Consider the following 13,572-nt stretch of genomic DNA (forward strand, 5'->3'; position numbering starts at 1 on the left):
CCCCGCGCGGGGGGGGGGGGGGGGGGGGGGGGGGCGGGGCGGGGCGCCGCCCCCCCCGGGGGGGCGGGGGGGGCGCGGGGGGCCCCCCCGGGGGCCCCCGCCCCCCCAGGGCGGGGGTGGCCGCGGCCCAGAGCCTCTTTCCCCCGGTCTACGCCGCCCGGGCGTTGTCCCGCTCCAGTGCCGTGCGCAGCCAGTCGTCCGCGGAGCCCGGAGTCGGCTCCGGGCTGCCGCCCGGCGGCGTGAGCACCACGGCCGTCAGCTCCCAGTACCGGTCCAGGCGCGGCCCGGCCGCGAGCCGCGCGGCCAGCAGGCGGCGGAACTCCCGGGTGTCCCGGCTGCCGTACGCGCTCGCGTACGCCGCCACGTAGGCGTCCAGCGCCTCGCCCGGGTACGGATCCCGTGCCCGGCGCAGCTGCGGACCGGCGAGTTCGTACGCCTCGGCGAGGCCGGCGTACAGCGCGGCCGCCCCGCGGGCCCCGGCCACCCGGTGCACCTCCGGCTGGGGCTGCCGGCCGCCCGGGCAGGGAGCCGTCGTCATGGCGTGCAGCCGGGCGAAGGCGAGCACCTGCGCCGGGTCCGGCTCGTCGGGCGGCTGCGGAACGGCCACCTCCAGGAACGCCGCCGTCGCCCGGGCCGGCATCCGTGGCGGCAGCCAGCCGCGCCAGAACCGGGCCAGCGGCGCCGTGCTCGGCGGGGTGCTCATCGCCCCGATCAGCCGCAGCCGGGCGGCCTGTTCCCCCGGCGGGCACTCCCGTACCAGCCGCAGCGCCGCCTCCCGCCAGCGCAGCGCCTTCAGCTCGCTGCCCAGCTCGCGCAGGCGGCCCGCGACGGCGTCCTCCAGCGCGCGGCCCGCCGGGTCCTCGTCCTCGACGACCCGGCGCACCTCGGGCAGCGGCAGGTCGAGGGCGCGCAGGGAGCGGATCAGCCGCAGCCGCTCCAGCGCCTCGGGACCGTACCGGCGGTGTCCGCCGCCGCTGCGGGACGCCTCGGGCAGCAGGCCCCGGTCGGAGTAGAAGCGGACGGTCTTCACCGTGGCACCCGCACGCTCGGCGAGCTCGCCGATGCTCCAGAGCACTTCGCGGGACGTGGACAGTTGAACCTCCCTCCGGGGGAGTTCCTACGGTACCGGCGCGCGGGCCGGGCGTACGCACCGGTCCGCGGACCACGGCGCACGCGATCGGCGCGGCGCCCTGCGACGGACCCGAGGAGAGGGCCATGACCGTGTTCATCCTGGTGGCGGGCGTGTTCACCGGCGCCCCTGTGTGGCAGGAGACGGCCGCGCGGCTGGCCGCGGCGGGCGGCGAGGCGCACGCGGTCCCACTGACCGGAGTCGACGCGGACCGCCCCGCCGCGTCGGCCCGCGTCGACCTGGAGACGCACATCGCGGACGTGGTCGCGGCGATCGACGCGGTGGACGCGGCGTCCGGCCGGGAGATCGTGCTCGTCGGTCACGACTACGGCATCCATCCGGTGCTCGGCGCCGCCGACCGGCGGCCGCAGCGCGTCGCCCGCGTCGTGTACCTGGACTGCGGGATGCCGCAGAACGGCGTCCCGGCCCTGGCCGCCGTACCGGACCAGGCCCTGCGTGCGCAGCTGGCCGAGCGGGCCCGGCGGGGTGAGGACCAGGGTGAGCTGGCGCCGCCGGCCCGTGACGAGTGGCAGCGCTGGGGCAGTACCGCCGGCGTCTCCGACGCGGCGCTGGACCGGCTCACCGCCCTCGCCGCGCCGCAGCCGCTGGGCACCCTGCTCCAGCCGCTGCGGCTGACCGGGGCGGTGGCCGCGGTGCCCGTCACCGGAGTGCTGTGCACCCGCAACGGCGTCAGCGTCGACCTGGTGCAACGGCTCGTCGACTTCGGCGACCCCGCGCTGGCCGCCCTGGCCGGCCCGCAGGTCACCTTCTTCGAACTGCCCATCGGACACTGGCCGATGCTGTCCTGTCCCACCGAACTGGCGGACGTCCTGCTGCGGGCCGCGGCCGGCGAGGGCCGCCGCCTGCGACCGGCCGGCGCCGGCGCGCCGCCCGCCCATCTGCGTCCGTTCCCGCTGGACGTGCCCGAACTGCCCCGGGACCGCAGGGAACATGTCGACCTGTACGTCCCCGACGCCCCGGGGCCGCGGCCGGCCGTGGTCCTCGTGCACGGCGGCCCGGTGCCCGCCGGGGCCCGGCCGACCCCGCGCGAGTGGCCGACCCTGGTGGGGTACGCCCGTCTGGCGGCCGCCGAGGGCGTGGTCGGCGCGACCCTCGACCACCGGCTGCACGACATCGCCGACTACGGGCGCGCCGCCGCGGACGTCACCGCCGCGGTGGAACTGGTGCGGGCCGACCCCCGGGTGGACGCCGACCGGGTCGCCCTGTGGTTCTTCTCCGGTGGCGGTCTGCTGGCCGCGGACTGGCTGGCCGGGCCCCCGGCCTGGCTGCGCTGCCTGGCCGCCTCCTACCCGATCCTGGCGCCGCTGCCCAACTGGGGGCTGACCGGCAGCCGGTTCCACCCGGTCCGGGCGGTCGCGCACGCGGGCGACCTGCCCGTCGTCCTCCTGCGTGCGGGGCTGGAGACGCCCGAGATCGCCGCCACCGTGGAGGCGTTCACGACCGCGGCCGAGGACTGCGGGGCACGCCTGGAACTGGTCGACGTGCCCAACGGCCACCACGGCTTCGAGACCCTGGACGCGCCCGAGGAGACCCGCCCGGCCCTGCGGCGTGCGATGCGCTCGGTGGTGGCCCACCTGACCGGCTGACGCCCGGACCGGGCGCCCCGGCCCCGCCGGCGGGAAGCCGAGGCCGCCGGAGGCACCGGAGTGGGCCGCGGGGACGGCCGCGGCCGGTGCTTCACCGTCGCCGCTCACGTACCGGTACGGCAACGCCTTGTGATCGCCGCCGAGCGGCATCGTCGTCTCGCGCCACCCGATGCCGTCCGCGGGTTCGGCCCGGAGGTTCGGCCCGGCCCCGACGTGCCGGTGATGTGACGGTGACGCGTCGGCATGGGGATCGGGCCGTGGTCGACGTGCGCCGGCGCGTCGGGGGTCCCCGACGCGCCGGGATTCCGCCCGACGATGACGGCCGCGTCGGACGGGATCAGCACGTCGACGCCTGCCCGTCCCCTGTTCCCCTCACCCGCGGGGGTCTCCCTGGACGCCGCCTCGGCGCGCTTTTTCCCGCCCTCCGGGCCGGCCGGTCCGAGGGGCCGTCGCGGAGGGCTTCGGCACCTTGTACGCCATCGCTCGCGGGTAGTCGTGCCGGCACAGACGGACGCGGACCAGCAGCGGTCCGGCGTTGACCGGGTCGGTCGGGTCGGTGAGGCGAGCCAGCAGGGCGTCCAATTCGGAGGGGTGCTCGATGCTGACCCCGTTCGCCGGGGTCTTCTCCCCGGCGAAGACGGCCGCGAGGCGGTCGTGGTGCCACGGGTGGAGGACGTTGTAGGAGTCCGGGTCGGCGAAGCCCGGTTCGGCGTAGTAGGACGGGTGCACCAGCATCTGCTCGATGCCGTAGAAGTGTCCGTTGTCCAGGACGAACACCACCGACCGCAGCCCGAGCCGGGTGTGGGTGGAGATCTCCTGGCAGGTCTCCTGGAAGGCGCCGTCGCCGACGAACACCATCGGCCGGGTGTGTTCGCGTTCGGGGGCGAGCGCGACGCCGGTGGCCGCGCCGACCGACCAGCCGATGGACAGCCAGCTGATCTGCGACAGGAACCCGCCCGCGGGCAGGGACAGGTTCATCGAGCCGATCAGGGAGAACGCGGCGTCGGAGACGACGGTCCAGTCCTGCCGGGTCTCGCGGCCCAGGAAGTGGTTGATCCGGTCGAACACGCCGTCGTAGGTGAGCTGTTCGGCGTGCCGGGGCGGTGTGCCGGAGACGTGGAGCGAGGCGCGGTGGTGCGCCAGGCCGGCGGGGCGGTCCCCGGGCGCTCCGTGGTGGGCGTGGGCCTCGGCGTAGTAGTCGGCGGCCAGTCCCCCGGAGCCGTAGGCCTTCACCAGCGCGTCCTGGAGGGCGGGCAGCAGATGTTCGAGCCGGACGTCGGGGAAGTAGGAGGTGCCGACGCTGACGCCGCCGTTCGCGGCCATCACCCAGTCGCCGCCGACGCACTGCTCGCCGCCGAGGTTCTTCGACGTGGACCAGGCGCCGAGCCCGATCCGGCAGGTGGCCCAGTCCTTGAAGATCCAGCGCACGTCCGGGTGGCTGGCGTGGCCGTTGTAGACGCCGTGGAACCGCGGCAGGTCCTCGTCGACGACGGCCTTGGCGCCGACGGTGGTGCAGAACGGCACTCCGGTGGCCTCCACCAGGTCGGTGAGCTGCCCGCCGAGGCGGAACCGGTCGATCTCCTCGCCGGCCCACACGATCGGGCGGGGCCTGCCGTCCGGGCCGGGGTGCTTCTCGACCAGGGTGAGGATCGCGTGCACGGCGTCGTTCAGCATGAGCCGGCTGCGGGCGCCGAACGGCCGCTCACGGCGGAGGACCGGCTTCTCCGGCGCGGCGCAGGACTCGTCCCACAGGTCCTCCATGACCTCCAGGTAGACCGGCCGGCGCTCGGTCAGGCACGCGGTGAGCGCGGCGTCGATCTGGCCGGGGGCGAGGCCCGGGTTGGAGATGACCTGCGCGTCCACGGTGACCTGCCGGTAGACCTCCAGGTTGCTCTCGGGGCGGGGGCTCATGTGCGAAGTGAGCAGGCCGAGGGCGCGGTAGTTCTGCCACTGCTCGTAGGACGGGGAGGCGTTGACGGCGATCAGCGGAACCCGCTCGACGTAGGCTCCGCCGCAGGCGCCCAGCAGGTTGAACGCGCCGACGCTGTAGGTGACCGCGGCCGCGCCGACGCCGTGGATGCGGGCGTAGGCGTCGGCGGCCTGGCCCGCGCCGCCCTCGGTGGGGGTGCCGACCCACTCGATGTCGCCCTCGGCCCGCAGGGTGGTCAGGAACGGGCCGAGGTGATTGCCGGGGACGCCGAACAGGTGGGTGATGCCCAGTTCGGCCAGGCGCAGGGCGAGGTAGCGTGCGACCGTGCACTCGGGGGTGATCGCGGTCATGAGCGGTCCTCCTCGTTCGGGCCCGGGGCGGTGACGGGCGGGGCCTGGTGGGCGGCGACGGGGCCGGTGACGCCGGCGCCGCCGAGGATCTTCTTGCGCGGGCGGCGGACGGGGCCAAGACGGTCGGTGTCGGTCAGGGTGTGGGGGCGGCCGAGTTCGAGGTCCTTGTCGTCCGGTCCGACGAGGAGGGGTTCACCAGCGGGCTCGGGACGCGTCCGCCGACGCGCACGGCTGACGGAGCCGTCCCGGGAAATGTCGGTCATAGCCCGCGATGGTAGATATAGAGAAACGATTCCCTGATTCCTCCGGAAAGCAAAGTCCTGAAACAATCCATCGCGCCGCTCGACGGAATTCCGCCTCGGCCCGGTTTCCTTGCGGAGGCAGAAGTTCCACCTGGGACGGGCGGGAAGGGGAAACAGAGAAGAAACAACGATCCATTCGCAGAATGTGGAAATACTGTGCCCTTCGCGGTGGCGTTTCCGCCGGCCGGCCGGGGCCGAAAAGACGCGCGGCGGGTGATTTCCGTCCGGTCACCGCCGCCGCGGCCCCGCGTGGCGGCGGGCCGGTCGCCTCGGCCGCCTGTCCGAGTCCGATCCGCCGGCTGTGCGCCTCCGCCGCCGAGCGCGCCGAGCCGCGTTCACCGGGATGACCGCACCGCTCCTCGGCCGGCCGGGAGCCGGTGGCGGCACACCGCCCGCCGCACCCGCCGGTCCCCGGCGGGAAGGCCCGAGCCCTCCCCGGCGACGACAAGCCCGCCCTGGCGAGGTCGGGCGGGCCACCGTGGCCGGAGGTCAGTCCGTGTACACGACGATCAGGCACAGGGCGGCGAACAGCACGACGGACGCGCCGAGCAGCGTCAGTACCGCCGGGACCGCCGCCGTCAGCCGCTCCCTGCCCCCGCGACGGCCCAGGCGGAACACCACGCGGGCCGAAACGAGCGGCAGCGCCAGGAGGACGAGGAGGATCGCCGGCACCGAGAGCCGGCCGAACGCGGTGGTGCCGGTGTCGGTGACCAGATGCCAGGCGGTCGTGCCGAAAACCACTGCCGGGCCGGCCAGCAGGACGAACGAGAGGAGCGACGCCACGGCGACGGTCAGTCCTTCGGTCAGCCGCTCGGCGCGCGTCCGCTCCCGGCGCACCTCCGCCGTCCCGCTGTACCCCATGCCCGCTCCCCAGGTGTCGCAGTCCGGTGCCGCCAGTGCTCCGGCCGAGCCGCTCAGCCCATGACCGGCAGGACCACGGCGCCGGGGCCCGGCCGCGGACACGATGATCCCATGGGCCCACCGCACCGTCGGCGTCCTCCACGCCGGTGCACGGCTCGCGTTCGGCCCGGCCCGAACCCGTTCCGCGGCCGGCCCCCGCACCCGCCGGGCCACGCGTCCCGGCAGTCAGGAACGTCATGCCGGACTTCCGCCGTCGACCCTGCCGAGCGGACCGCCTCGTCGGCGCCCGGCCGGCCGGGAACGGCGACGGGCCCGGACTCGTCCCCACCGCGCCGCAGCCGCCTTCAGCCCGTGAGGTCCTCCGGTGAGGCCGCCGCGCCGGGACCGCGACACGACGAAGTCCCGCCTCGCGACGCGGGACGGGACTTCGTGTTCGAGCGCCGGGCAGGCCTTGCACCTGCATCTCCCCGCAGGAAGCGGGGCGTCTTTCCTTGGACCACCAACGCATGAGCCGCGACCGGGGACTCCGGCGACCGGCTCAAGATCGACTATAGCACGGCTCGCCCTTCCGGTTTCCCGCCGCGGAGGAAGCCGGACCCCTCAGCGAGCCCGACCAGCCGCTTGGACGCCGCACGTGCCGGCCGCGCCGCCGGGATCCGCCCCGGCACCGTCCACGCCTTCACCGGGTCCGGCCCCGACGCCGTCACCCCCGCGCACCGCGGCGCCACCGGGGCCGCCCGCTCCGAATACCCGACGCCCCTCGCCACCCACCCGCACAACTGATCCGCGACCGCAGGCATCGAGCGACGCACCCTGCCCAGGGGGCGGACGACCGCAAGGCCGCTCGGCCACGGCCATCGGTTGTGCCCCTAGGGTGTCGGTCGTGGACCTCGACACCGTCCGGACCTTCGTCGCCGCCGCCGACGCGGGGCAGTTCCAGGAGGCCGCCGCCGAGCTGGCGGTCACCCAGCAGGCCGTCTCCAAGCGGATCGCCGGCCTGGAGCGCAGCCTCGGCGTGCGGCTGTTCACCCGCACCGCGCGCGGTGCCGAGCTCACCATCGACGGGCAGGCCTTCCTGCCCCACGCGCGCGAGCTGCTGCGCGTCGCCGAGCGCGCGGTCGCCTCCGTGCGCGCCGGCCGCCGTCCGCTGCGCGTCGACGTGATCGCCTCGCGCGGCGCGGCGTCGGGCCTGATGCGCGGCTTCCACCACGCGCACCCCGGGATCGACCTCGACGTGGTGATGCTGTTCGGCATCGAGACGGCCGTCGCCGCCCTCCGGTCCGGCGCGATCGACGCGTCCTTCCGCGCCGTCGCCGCGCCCGGCCGGCCCTTTCCCGAGGACATCGTCTCCGTACGGGTGCTCGACGAGCCGCTCCAGCTCCTCACCGGCCCCGGCCACGCGCTGGCGGGCGCCCGGTCGGTGACCGTCGCTCAGCTCGCCGGGCACCGGATCTGGATGCCCGGCATCGTCCCCGGCACCGAGTGGGCCGCCTACTACGACGACCTCGTCGCCGGGTTCGGCCTCACCATCGAGGCGACCGGCCCCAACTTCGGCTCCGACGCGCTCCTCGACACCGTCGCCGACACCCCGGCCCTGGCCACCTTCATGGGCGCGCACACCCGCCTCGTCTGGCCCGCCGGCCACGGCCTGCGCCGCATCCCGGTGACCGACCCGGTGCCCGTCTACCCGCACTCGCTCCTCTGGCACCGCGACAACCCCCACCCGGCGCTGGTCACCCTCCGCGCCCACCTCGCCGCCACGGCGGCCGGTCACGACGCCCCCCGGGACCTGGACGCCGGACTGGGTGGTCCCGCGCTGAACGCCACCGCGTCCGCGAATCGCCGTGGCCGGGTCGACGGGCCGGGAGCCGCACGCGCGTCGTCGCCCCGCTCGCCCGCACCTCCGCCGGCTGCTCGGCCGGCCGTTCCCCGAGTCGTCCGGTTCCGCGCCGCGCGGTGGTCCGTTCCAGCGCCTCGGGATCCGTGCACCGGATCGTTTCGGGCCGGCCGCAGCGCGCGGGAACCGTCGAGTCCGGACCGGCGGATCGCGCCTCTCGCTCGGAGGGGGACCTGGCGTTTTCGAGGGCTGCCGGGCCCCGCGGCCTCGGGGTGCGGGTCGGGCTGCGGAGCTGTGACCGGCCTCGGGCCGGGGGGAGGCGACGCCGACGCGGGTGCCGTGGTCCGGCGGCTGTCGAGGTCGATGCGGGCGTGGTGCTGTTCGGCGATGGCGCGGCCGAGGCCGGTGCCGCCTCGGGAGCGCCTTCGCCGTCGGCGGCGGAGGCGGGCGGGGGCGGTCCGTTCCGTACCCTGGCGGCATGCGTATGCGCCCCACCGTGAGCTGGACCCCGCCCGAGGACCTGCCGCCGGGCACCACGGACCTGGAGCCGGTCGCCGATGCGCTGAGCGCCGGCGGTGTGCTGGTGCTCAGCGGGGCGGGCCTGTCCACGGAGTCGGGCATCCCCGACTACCGGGGCGAGGGCGGGAGCCTGAGCCGGCACACCCCGATGACCTACCAGGAGTTCACCGCCGACGCCCGGGCCCGGCGCCGGTACTGGGCGCGCAGCCATCTCGGCTGGCGCACCTTCGGCCGTGCCCGCCCCAACGCCGGGCACCGGGCCGTGGCCGCGTTCGGGCGGCACGGCCTGCTCTCGGGTGTGATCACCCAGAACGTCGACGGCCTGCACCAGGCCGCCGGCAGCGCGGACGCCGTGGAGCTCCACGGAAGCCTGGCCCGGGTCGTCTGCCTGTCCTGCGGCGCGGTCAGCCCGCGCCGCGAACTCGCCCGGCGGCTGGAGGAGGCCAATGCGGGCTTCGAGCCGGTGGCCGCCGGAATCAACCCGGACGGTGACGCCGACCTCACCGACGAACAGGTCGGGGACTTCCGCGTGGTGCCCTGCGCCCTCTGCGGCGGCATCCTCAAACCGGACGTGGTGTTCTTCGGCGAAGCCGTTCCGCCGCACCGGGTCGAGCACTGCCGCCGGATGGTCCGTGAGGCGGCCTCGCTGCTGGTCCTGGGTTCCTCGCTGACGGTGATGTCCGGGCTCCGGTTCGTCCGACAGGCGGCTCAGGCCGGCAAGCCGGTGCTGATCGCCAACCGGGACCCGACCCGGGGCGACCGGCACGCCGTCGCCCGGGTCGCCCTCCCCCTGGGAACGGCCCTCACCACCGTGGCCGGCCGGCTGGGCGTCCCCGTCGACGGCCGGGCGACGGCCTGAGACAGAGGGCGCCGGTGGCGGCGGAACGCCACCGCTTCGGGAGGCCCGGGGGCGGCCGGGTGAGGGACTGGGCGCCGATGTCCCGGGAAGGCGCCGGACCGCTGCGTTCCGGCATGTGTCTCACCGGGGTCCCCGCAGTGCTTCTCCCCGTGCAGGAAGGCGCGCTCGGTCGACGCCGCCGCCTCGGGCGGCACGGCCACGGTGACGTGGCGGGAGGGCTGCTCGTACGAGGCGTACGCGACGGCCGCCGTCTTCAAGGGCGGCACCTGGTCCGCCCCGCGGCGGCTGAGCGCGACGAGCGCCCGGTTCGCCGGGGTGCCCCAGGTGGCCGCCGACGCGCTCGGCCGGCCCGTCGTGCTGTGGGACGAGCACCGGCCGTCCGGGACGGACGGCGTCCACCAGGCCACCACCGGCAGCCGTGCGCTGCCCGAGTGGCGCGACCACACCGACGACGGCCGGGCCGATCCGCCCGGCGTCCGTCCTGCGGCGGCAGGCCGCCGGGCCGTGACGTCACGGCCCGGCGGGCGGGCCCGCGCGCTTGACCCTCTCCCCGCGGGAGGGTCCATGGTCGCCTTCATGAACAGCAACGATCTCGACGGTCGCACCGCGGTGGTGGCGGGCGGCAGCAAGGGAGCCGGCCTGGCCACGGTACGCCGGCTCCAGGACGCGGGAGCGCGGGTCGTCACCCTCGCCCGTACACCCGCGAAGCAGCCCGGCTCCCCGTTCGTGCGGGCCGATCTCGGTACCCCCGAGGGCGTCGCCGCGGCCGCCGGGGCAGTGGCGGAGCTGGTCGGCGCGCCGGACATCCTGGTGCATGTCGTGGGCGGCTCCCAGGCCCCGGCCGGCGGCTACGCGGTCCTCGACGACGGAATGTGGGCGCAGGAGCTCGCACTCAACCTGTTGTCCGCCGTCCGGCTGGACCGCGCACTGGTCCCGGCGATGGCGGCCCGGGGATCCGGCGCCGTGGTGCACGTGACGTCGATCCAGCGCCGGATGCCGCTGCACGACTCGACGCTGGCCTACGCCGCGGCCAAGAGCGCCCTGGCCACGTACAGCAAGGGGCTCGCGAACGAGCTCGCGCCGGCCGGTGTCCGGGTCAACTCGGTCGCCCCCGGCTTCATCCGCACCGACGGCGCCGAGCGCCTCCTCTCCCGTCGGATGAGCGAAGCCGGCATCACCCGGGAGGCCGCGCTCGACGACCTCATGCGGGCCCTCGGCGGAATTCCGCTGGGCCGGCCCGCCGAGCCGGAGGAGGTGGCCGACGTGATCGCTTTCCTGGTCTCCGACCGGGCGAGCGCCGTCACCGGCGCCGAGTACGCGGTCGACGGCGGCACCGTCCGCGCGCTCTGAGCCCGTTCCCCACTGCCAGAACACAGGAGTTGCGAGCATGAAGGACGCAGAGGAGTTCGCCGAGGAGTACTTCGCCGCGGCGACGGACACCGACCGGGAGCGCTACTTCTCCCTCTTCGACGACGACGTCGTCGTACACGACGACGGCCGGAGTCTGCGGGGGCTTGCGGCGGTGCGCCGCTGGCGCGGCGAGGTCCCGCCCGTGCGGTACGACCTTCGCGAGGCCGCCGGCACCGCCACGGCGTGTCATGCCGTGGCGGTGGTCTCCGGTGACTTCCCCGGCAGCCCGGTCACCCTTCGCTTCACCTTCGAGCGCGACGCCCGGGGGAGGATCACCCTGCTCGACATCGAGCCCGAGCCCTGAGACGGGGACCCGGGTCCGGCCGTGGACCGGATCCGGGCGCCCACGACGAGGAGGAGACCATGGCGGAGCGGCTGACCATCGGGGAGTTCTCCCGCATCACGCACCTGAGCGTCCGGGCACTGCGGCGCTACCACGAGCAGGACCTGCTCGTTCCCGCGGAGGTGGACCCCGCCACGGGCTACCGCTACTACTCGCCCGCGCAGGTCCGGCCGGCGCTGACCATCCGGCGGTTCCGGGACCTCGATCTCCCCCTGGCGGACCTGCGGAGCCTCCTGCGAGCCGAGTCCGCCGGCGGGGAGGCGGGAAACCGCGGCGCGGCACAGGAGATCGTCGCAGCCCACCTCCGCCGGCTGGAGGACCGGCTCGGCCGGACCCAGCGGGCGGTCGAGGCGCTCCGGGAACTCCTCGACCCGGACGCCGCGCGGACGGTGAGCCTCGAGATCCTGCCGGCTCAGCGCGTCCTCGCCGTGTCCCTCGACGTCCCGCCCGGGGCCGGCCTGGGCTGGTACGACACCGCGATGGAGGAACTGGACGCGGCGGTCGAGCCGCGCCCCGTGCTGCCGCCGGGTGGCCGCTACCAGCACACGCTCTTCACGGAGGGCCATGGCCGCGCCACCGTCTACCTCCCCGCCGAGATGCCGCTGCCCCCGGGCGCGCCGGCCACCGTGAGGGAGCTCCGGCTGCCCGAGCGCAGGGCCGTCGTCACCACCCACACCGGCCCCCACGACAACCTCGACCTCGCCTACGCCGCCGTGGGCTCCTTCGCCGCCCGCAACGGCCTAGGCTCCCAGGATCTCGTCGAGGAGGTGTATCTCATCGGGCCGCGCGACACCGACCAGCCCGATCGCTGGCGCACTCTCGTCGCGTGGCTGGTCCCGCCCGGCACCGGCCGGCCGGACACGTGAGGGACGCCGGCGGCCGGTGCCGTGGGCCGTCGATCCGGTCGAGCTGCCCGGCGGGGCGTTCGAGGCCCCCGTCCGCGGTCCCCGCGCGGACGGGGGCCCGGGATCTTCGTTCCAGGCCCTGATCCGGTTGCGCAGATCACGGTCCTGGCAGGCCGGACGGCCCTTCCAGCGGTCCTTCCAGCGGCTCTTCCAGCCCTGCCCGGAAGCATGGCGCGTGCTGTCGCAAAGGCCGAGGAGGATGCCATGGAACGAGGGAAACGAGCCGTGAGCCGCCGCAGGGTGATCGGGGCGGCGGCTGCCGGGCTCGCCGGGGCGGGAGTGCCGGGTGCGGCCGGCGCCGCCGGAGGACGGGCGGCGGGGCGGGGCGGCCGGTACGCGGGAAAGACCGTGCTGATCACCGGCGCCACCTCCGGGATCGGGCGGGCCGCGGCCGTCGCGTTCGCCGCGGAAGGGGCACGTGTGGGGTTCTGCGGGCGGCGGGAGCGGCTGGGCCGGGCGGTGGAGGAGGAGATCCGCGCGGCGGGCGGCGAAGCGACGTACATCCGGGCGGATGTGCGCCGGCCCGACGAGGTGGAGGACTTCGTGAACCGGGTGGTGCGCACCTACGGAGGGCTTGACGTGGCGCTCAACAACGCGGGAATCCAGAAGCCGTTCACCGATGTGCACGAGGTGACGCTCCAGGAGTGGGACGACGTGGCGAGCACCAACATCCGGGGGATCTTCCTGGCGCTCAAGTACGAGATCCCGCACATGCGCAGACGGGGCGGCGGCGTGATCCTGGTGACCGGTTCGTCCAACCAGTTCGCCACCCGGCCCGGCCTCGGGTCCTACACGGCCGCCAAGAACGGCGTGAGCGGTCTGGTCCAGGCCGCCGCTCTGGAGAACGCGCCCCACAACATCCGTGTGGTCACTCTCGCCCCGGGCATGACCGACACCCCGATGCTGGACGTCCACCGTCCGGGCGGACTGACCGATGAGCAGTGGGCGGAGGAGAAGGCCCGGTTCGCGGCCCTGGGAGTCGACGGGTTCAAGCGCATGGCCCGGCCCGAGGAGATGGCGTCGGCGGCGCTGGCCCTCGCCTCGCCCGACTTCGCCTTCCAGACCGGCGCTTCGGTGCTGGTGGACGGCGGCCAGCTGGCCGGCCTCTGATCCGGGACGGCGCGCCCTGCCGGAACCGGCCGTCGCAGCCCTCGAACCCCCGCAGGCCCTTCCCGCACGGCACCGCCGGCGTCCCGTGCCCGGCTCGCACCCGTCGGGTCCGAGCCGGCGGCGGCCCGCTCCCCCGTCCCGGCCCCGGCGCCCCGGCTCCCCCTGAGCCGGGGCGCGTCACACGGTGGCCGTGCCCGTCCCGGCCGGTCCGCGGAGTCGGCCCGGAGCGGCCGGAGTTCGCCGAAGAACACCGTGCGGACGGGCGGCGCCCCGGTCCGCGGGGGCGGGTTCCCGAACCCACCGGCCGGCTTCCGGCAGGCCGTCGGCTCGAACACCCTGTGCGCCGGGGCGGGTTGACCGGCGATTTCGTCCGGTCGTCAACAAGTTGACTTTGCCTTCCCCGCACTGTT

The 13,572-nt window shown here is 75.5% G+C and carries 11 protein-coding genes and 1 pseudogene; 8 read left to right on the forward strand and 4 right to left on the reverse strand.

Annotated features, from left to right (window positions below; translation table 11 throughout):
• Positions 1-148 precede the first annotated feature (148 nt).
• On the reverse strand, positions 149-1,075 hold the full coding sequence (locus tag ACIBAI_RS27335; RefSeq protein WP_399038308.1) for a MerR family transcriptional regulator: 927 nt from the start codon (positions 1,073-1,075) through the stop codon (positions 149-151).
• 140 nt (positions 1,076-1,215) lie between these two features.
• Between ACIBAI_RS27335 and ACIBAI_RS27340 the strand changes: the two genes are divergently transcribed.
• Positions 1,216-2,736: a dienelactone hydrolase family protein gene (locus ACIBAI_RS27340; RefSeq protein ID WP_399038310.1), complete on the forward strand. Its 1,521-nt coding sequence runs from the start codon at positions 1,216-1,218 to the stop codon at positions 2,734-2,736.
• 372 nt (positions 2,737-3,108) lie between these two features.
• Here the strand turns inward: ACIBAI_RS27340 and ACIBAI_RS27345 are convergent, their stop codons facing one another.
• The 3 genes from ACIBAI_RS27345 to ACIBAI_RS27355 form a co-directional block, all read right to left on the reverse strand.
• Positions 3,109-5,016 carry a thiamine pyrophosphate-binding protein gene (locus ACIBAI_RS27345; RefSeq protein WP_399038312.1) on the reverse strand — a complete coding sequence of 636 codons (1,908 nt, stop codon included), beginning with the start codon at positions 5,014-5,016 and terminating at the stop codon, positions 3,109-3,111.
• Complete coding sequence (locus tag ACIBAI_RS27350) at positions 5,013-5,279, reverse strand: hypothetical protein (RefSeq protein WP_399038313.1); 267 nt, start codon at positions 5,277-5,279, stop codon at positions 5,013-5,015. The genes ACIBAI_RS27345 and ACIBAI_RS27350 overlap by 4 nt, the downstream gene beginning before the upstream one ends.
• A 528-nt stretch (positions 5,280-5,807) precedes the next feature.
• Positions 5,808-6,179 (reverse strand): hypothetical protein, encoded by a 372-nt coding sequence (locus ACIBAI_RS27355; protein ID WP_399038315.1) that lies wholly within the window; start codon positions 6,177-6,179, stop codon positions 5,808-5,810.
• Between the two features lie 621 nt (positions 6,180-6,800).
• Here ACIBAI_RS27355 and ACIBAI_RS27360 point away from each other — a divergent pair.
• The 7 genes and pseudogenes from ACIBAI_RS27360 (at position 6,801) to ACIBAI_RS27390 (ending at position 13,162) form a co-directional block, all read left to right on the forward strand.
• Positions 6,801-6,962, forward strand: coding sequence for a hypothetical protein (locus ACIBAI_RS27360; RefSeq protein ID WP_399038317.1), 162 nt, complete (start codon positions 6,801-6,803; stop codon positions 6,960-6,962).
• Between the two features lie 100 nt (positions 6,963-7,062).
• Positions 7,063-7,999 (forward strand): annotated as a pseudogene (locus tag ACIBAI_RS27365) (LysR family transcriptional regulator).
• 495 nt (positions 8,000-8,494) lie between these two features.
• Positions 8,495-9,394, forward strand: coding sequence for an NAD-dependent protein deacetylase (locus ACIBAI_RS27370; RefSeq protein WP_399038318.1), 900 nt, complete (start codon positions 8,495-8,497; stop codon positions 9,392-9,394).
• A gap of 576 nt (positions 9,395-9,970) precedes the next feature.
• Positions 9,971-10,744, forward strand: coding sequence for an SDR family oxidoreductase (locus tag ACIBAI_RS27375; protein ID WP_399038347.1), 774 nt, complete (start codon positions 9,971-9,973; stop codon positions 10,742-10,744).
• Between the two features lie 37 nt (positions 10,745-10,781).
• Entirely contained in the window at positions 10,782-11,108 is a 327-nt protein-coding gene (locus tag ACIBAI_RS27380) for a nuclear transport factor 2 family protein (RefSeq protein WP_399038320.1), read from the forward strand.
• 59 nt (positions 11,109-11,167) lie between these two features.
• Entirely contained in the window at positions 11,168-12,013 is an 846-nt protein-coding gene (locus tag ACIBAI_RS27385; protein WP_399038322.1) for a MerR family transcriptional regulator, read from the forward strand.
• A 264-nt stretch (positions 12,014-12,277) separates the two neighbouring features.
• Positions 12,278-13,162, forward strand: a complete 885-nt coding sequence (locus ACIBAI_RS27390) for an SDR family NAD(P)-dependent oxidoreductase (protein ID WP_399038324.1) — start codon at positions 12,278-12,280, stop codon at positions 13,160-13,162.
• The last annotated feature ends 410 nt before the right edge of the window (positions 13,163-13,572 follow it).

It is taken from the genome of Streptomyces sp. NPDC051041 (assembly GCF_044456065.1).
GTDB lineage: Bacteria > Actinomycetota > Actinomycetes > Streptomycetales > Streptomycetaceae > Streptomyces > Streptomyces glaucus.

Bases quoted from the DNA above. Each gene is read 5' to 3' on its own strand.
- ACIBAI_RS27340 (WP_399038310.1), top strand. From the start codon at position 1,216: ATGACCGTGTTCATCCTGGTGGCGGGCGTGTTCACCGGCGCCCCTGTG.
- ACIBAI_RS27345 (WP_399038312.1), bottom strand. From the start codon at position 5,016: ATGACCGCGATCACCCCCGAGTGCACGGTCGCACGCTACCTCGCCCTG.
- ACIBAI_RS27350 (WP_399038313.1), bottom strand. From the start codon at position 5,279: ATGACCGACATTTCCCGGGACGGCTCCGTCAGCCGTGCGCGTCGGCGG.
- ACIBAI_RS27355 (WP_399038315.1), bottom strand. From the start codon at position 6,179: ATGGGGTACAGCGGGACGGCGGAGGTGCGCCGGGAGCGGACGCGCGCC.
- ACIBAI_RS27370 (WP_399038318.1), top strand. From the start codon at position 8,495: ATGCGTATGCGCCCCACCGTGAGCTGGACCCCGCCCGAGGACCTGCCG.
- ACIBAI_RS27375 (WP_399038347.1), top strand. From the start codon at position 9,971: ATGAACAGCAACGATCTCGACGGTCGCACCGCGGTGGTGGCGGGCGGC.
- ACIBAI_RS27380 (WP_399038320.1), top strand. From the start codon at position 10,782: ATGAAGGACGCAGAGGAGTTCGCCGAGGAGTACTTCGCCGCGGCGACG.
- ACIBAI_RS27385 (WP_399038322.1), top strand. From the start codon at position 11,168: ATGGCGGAGCGGCTGACCATCGGGGAGTTCTCCCGCATCACGCACCTG.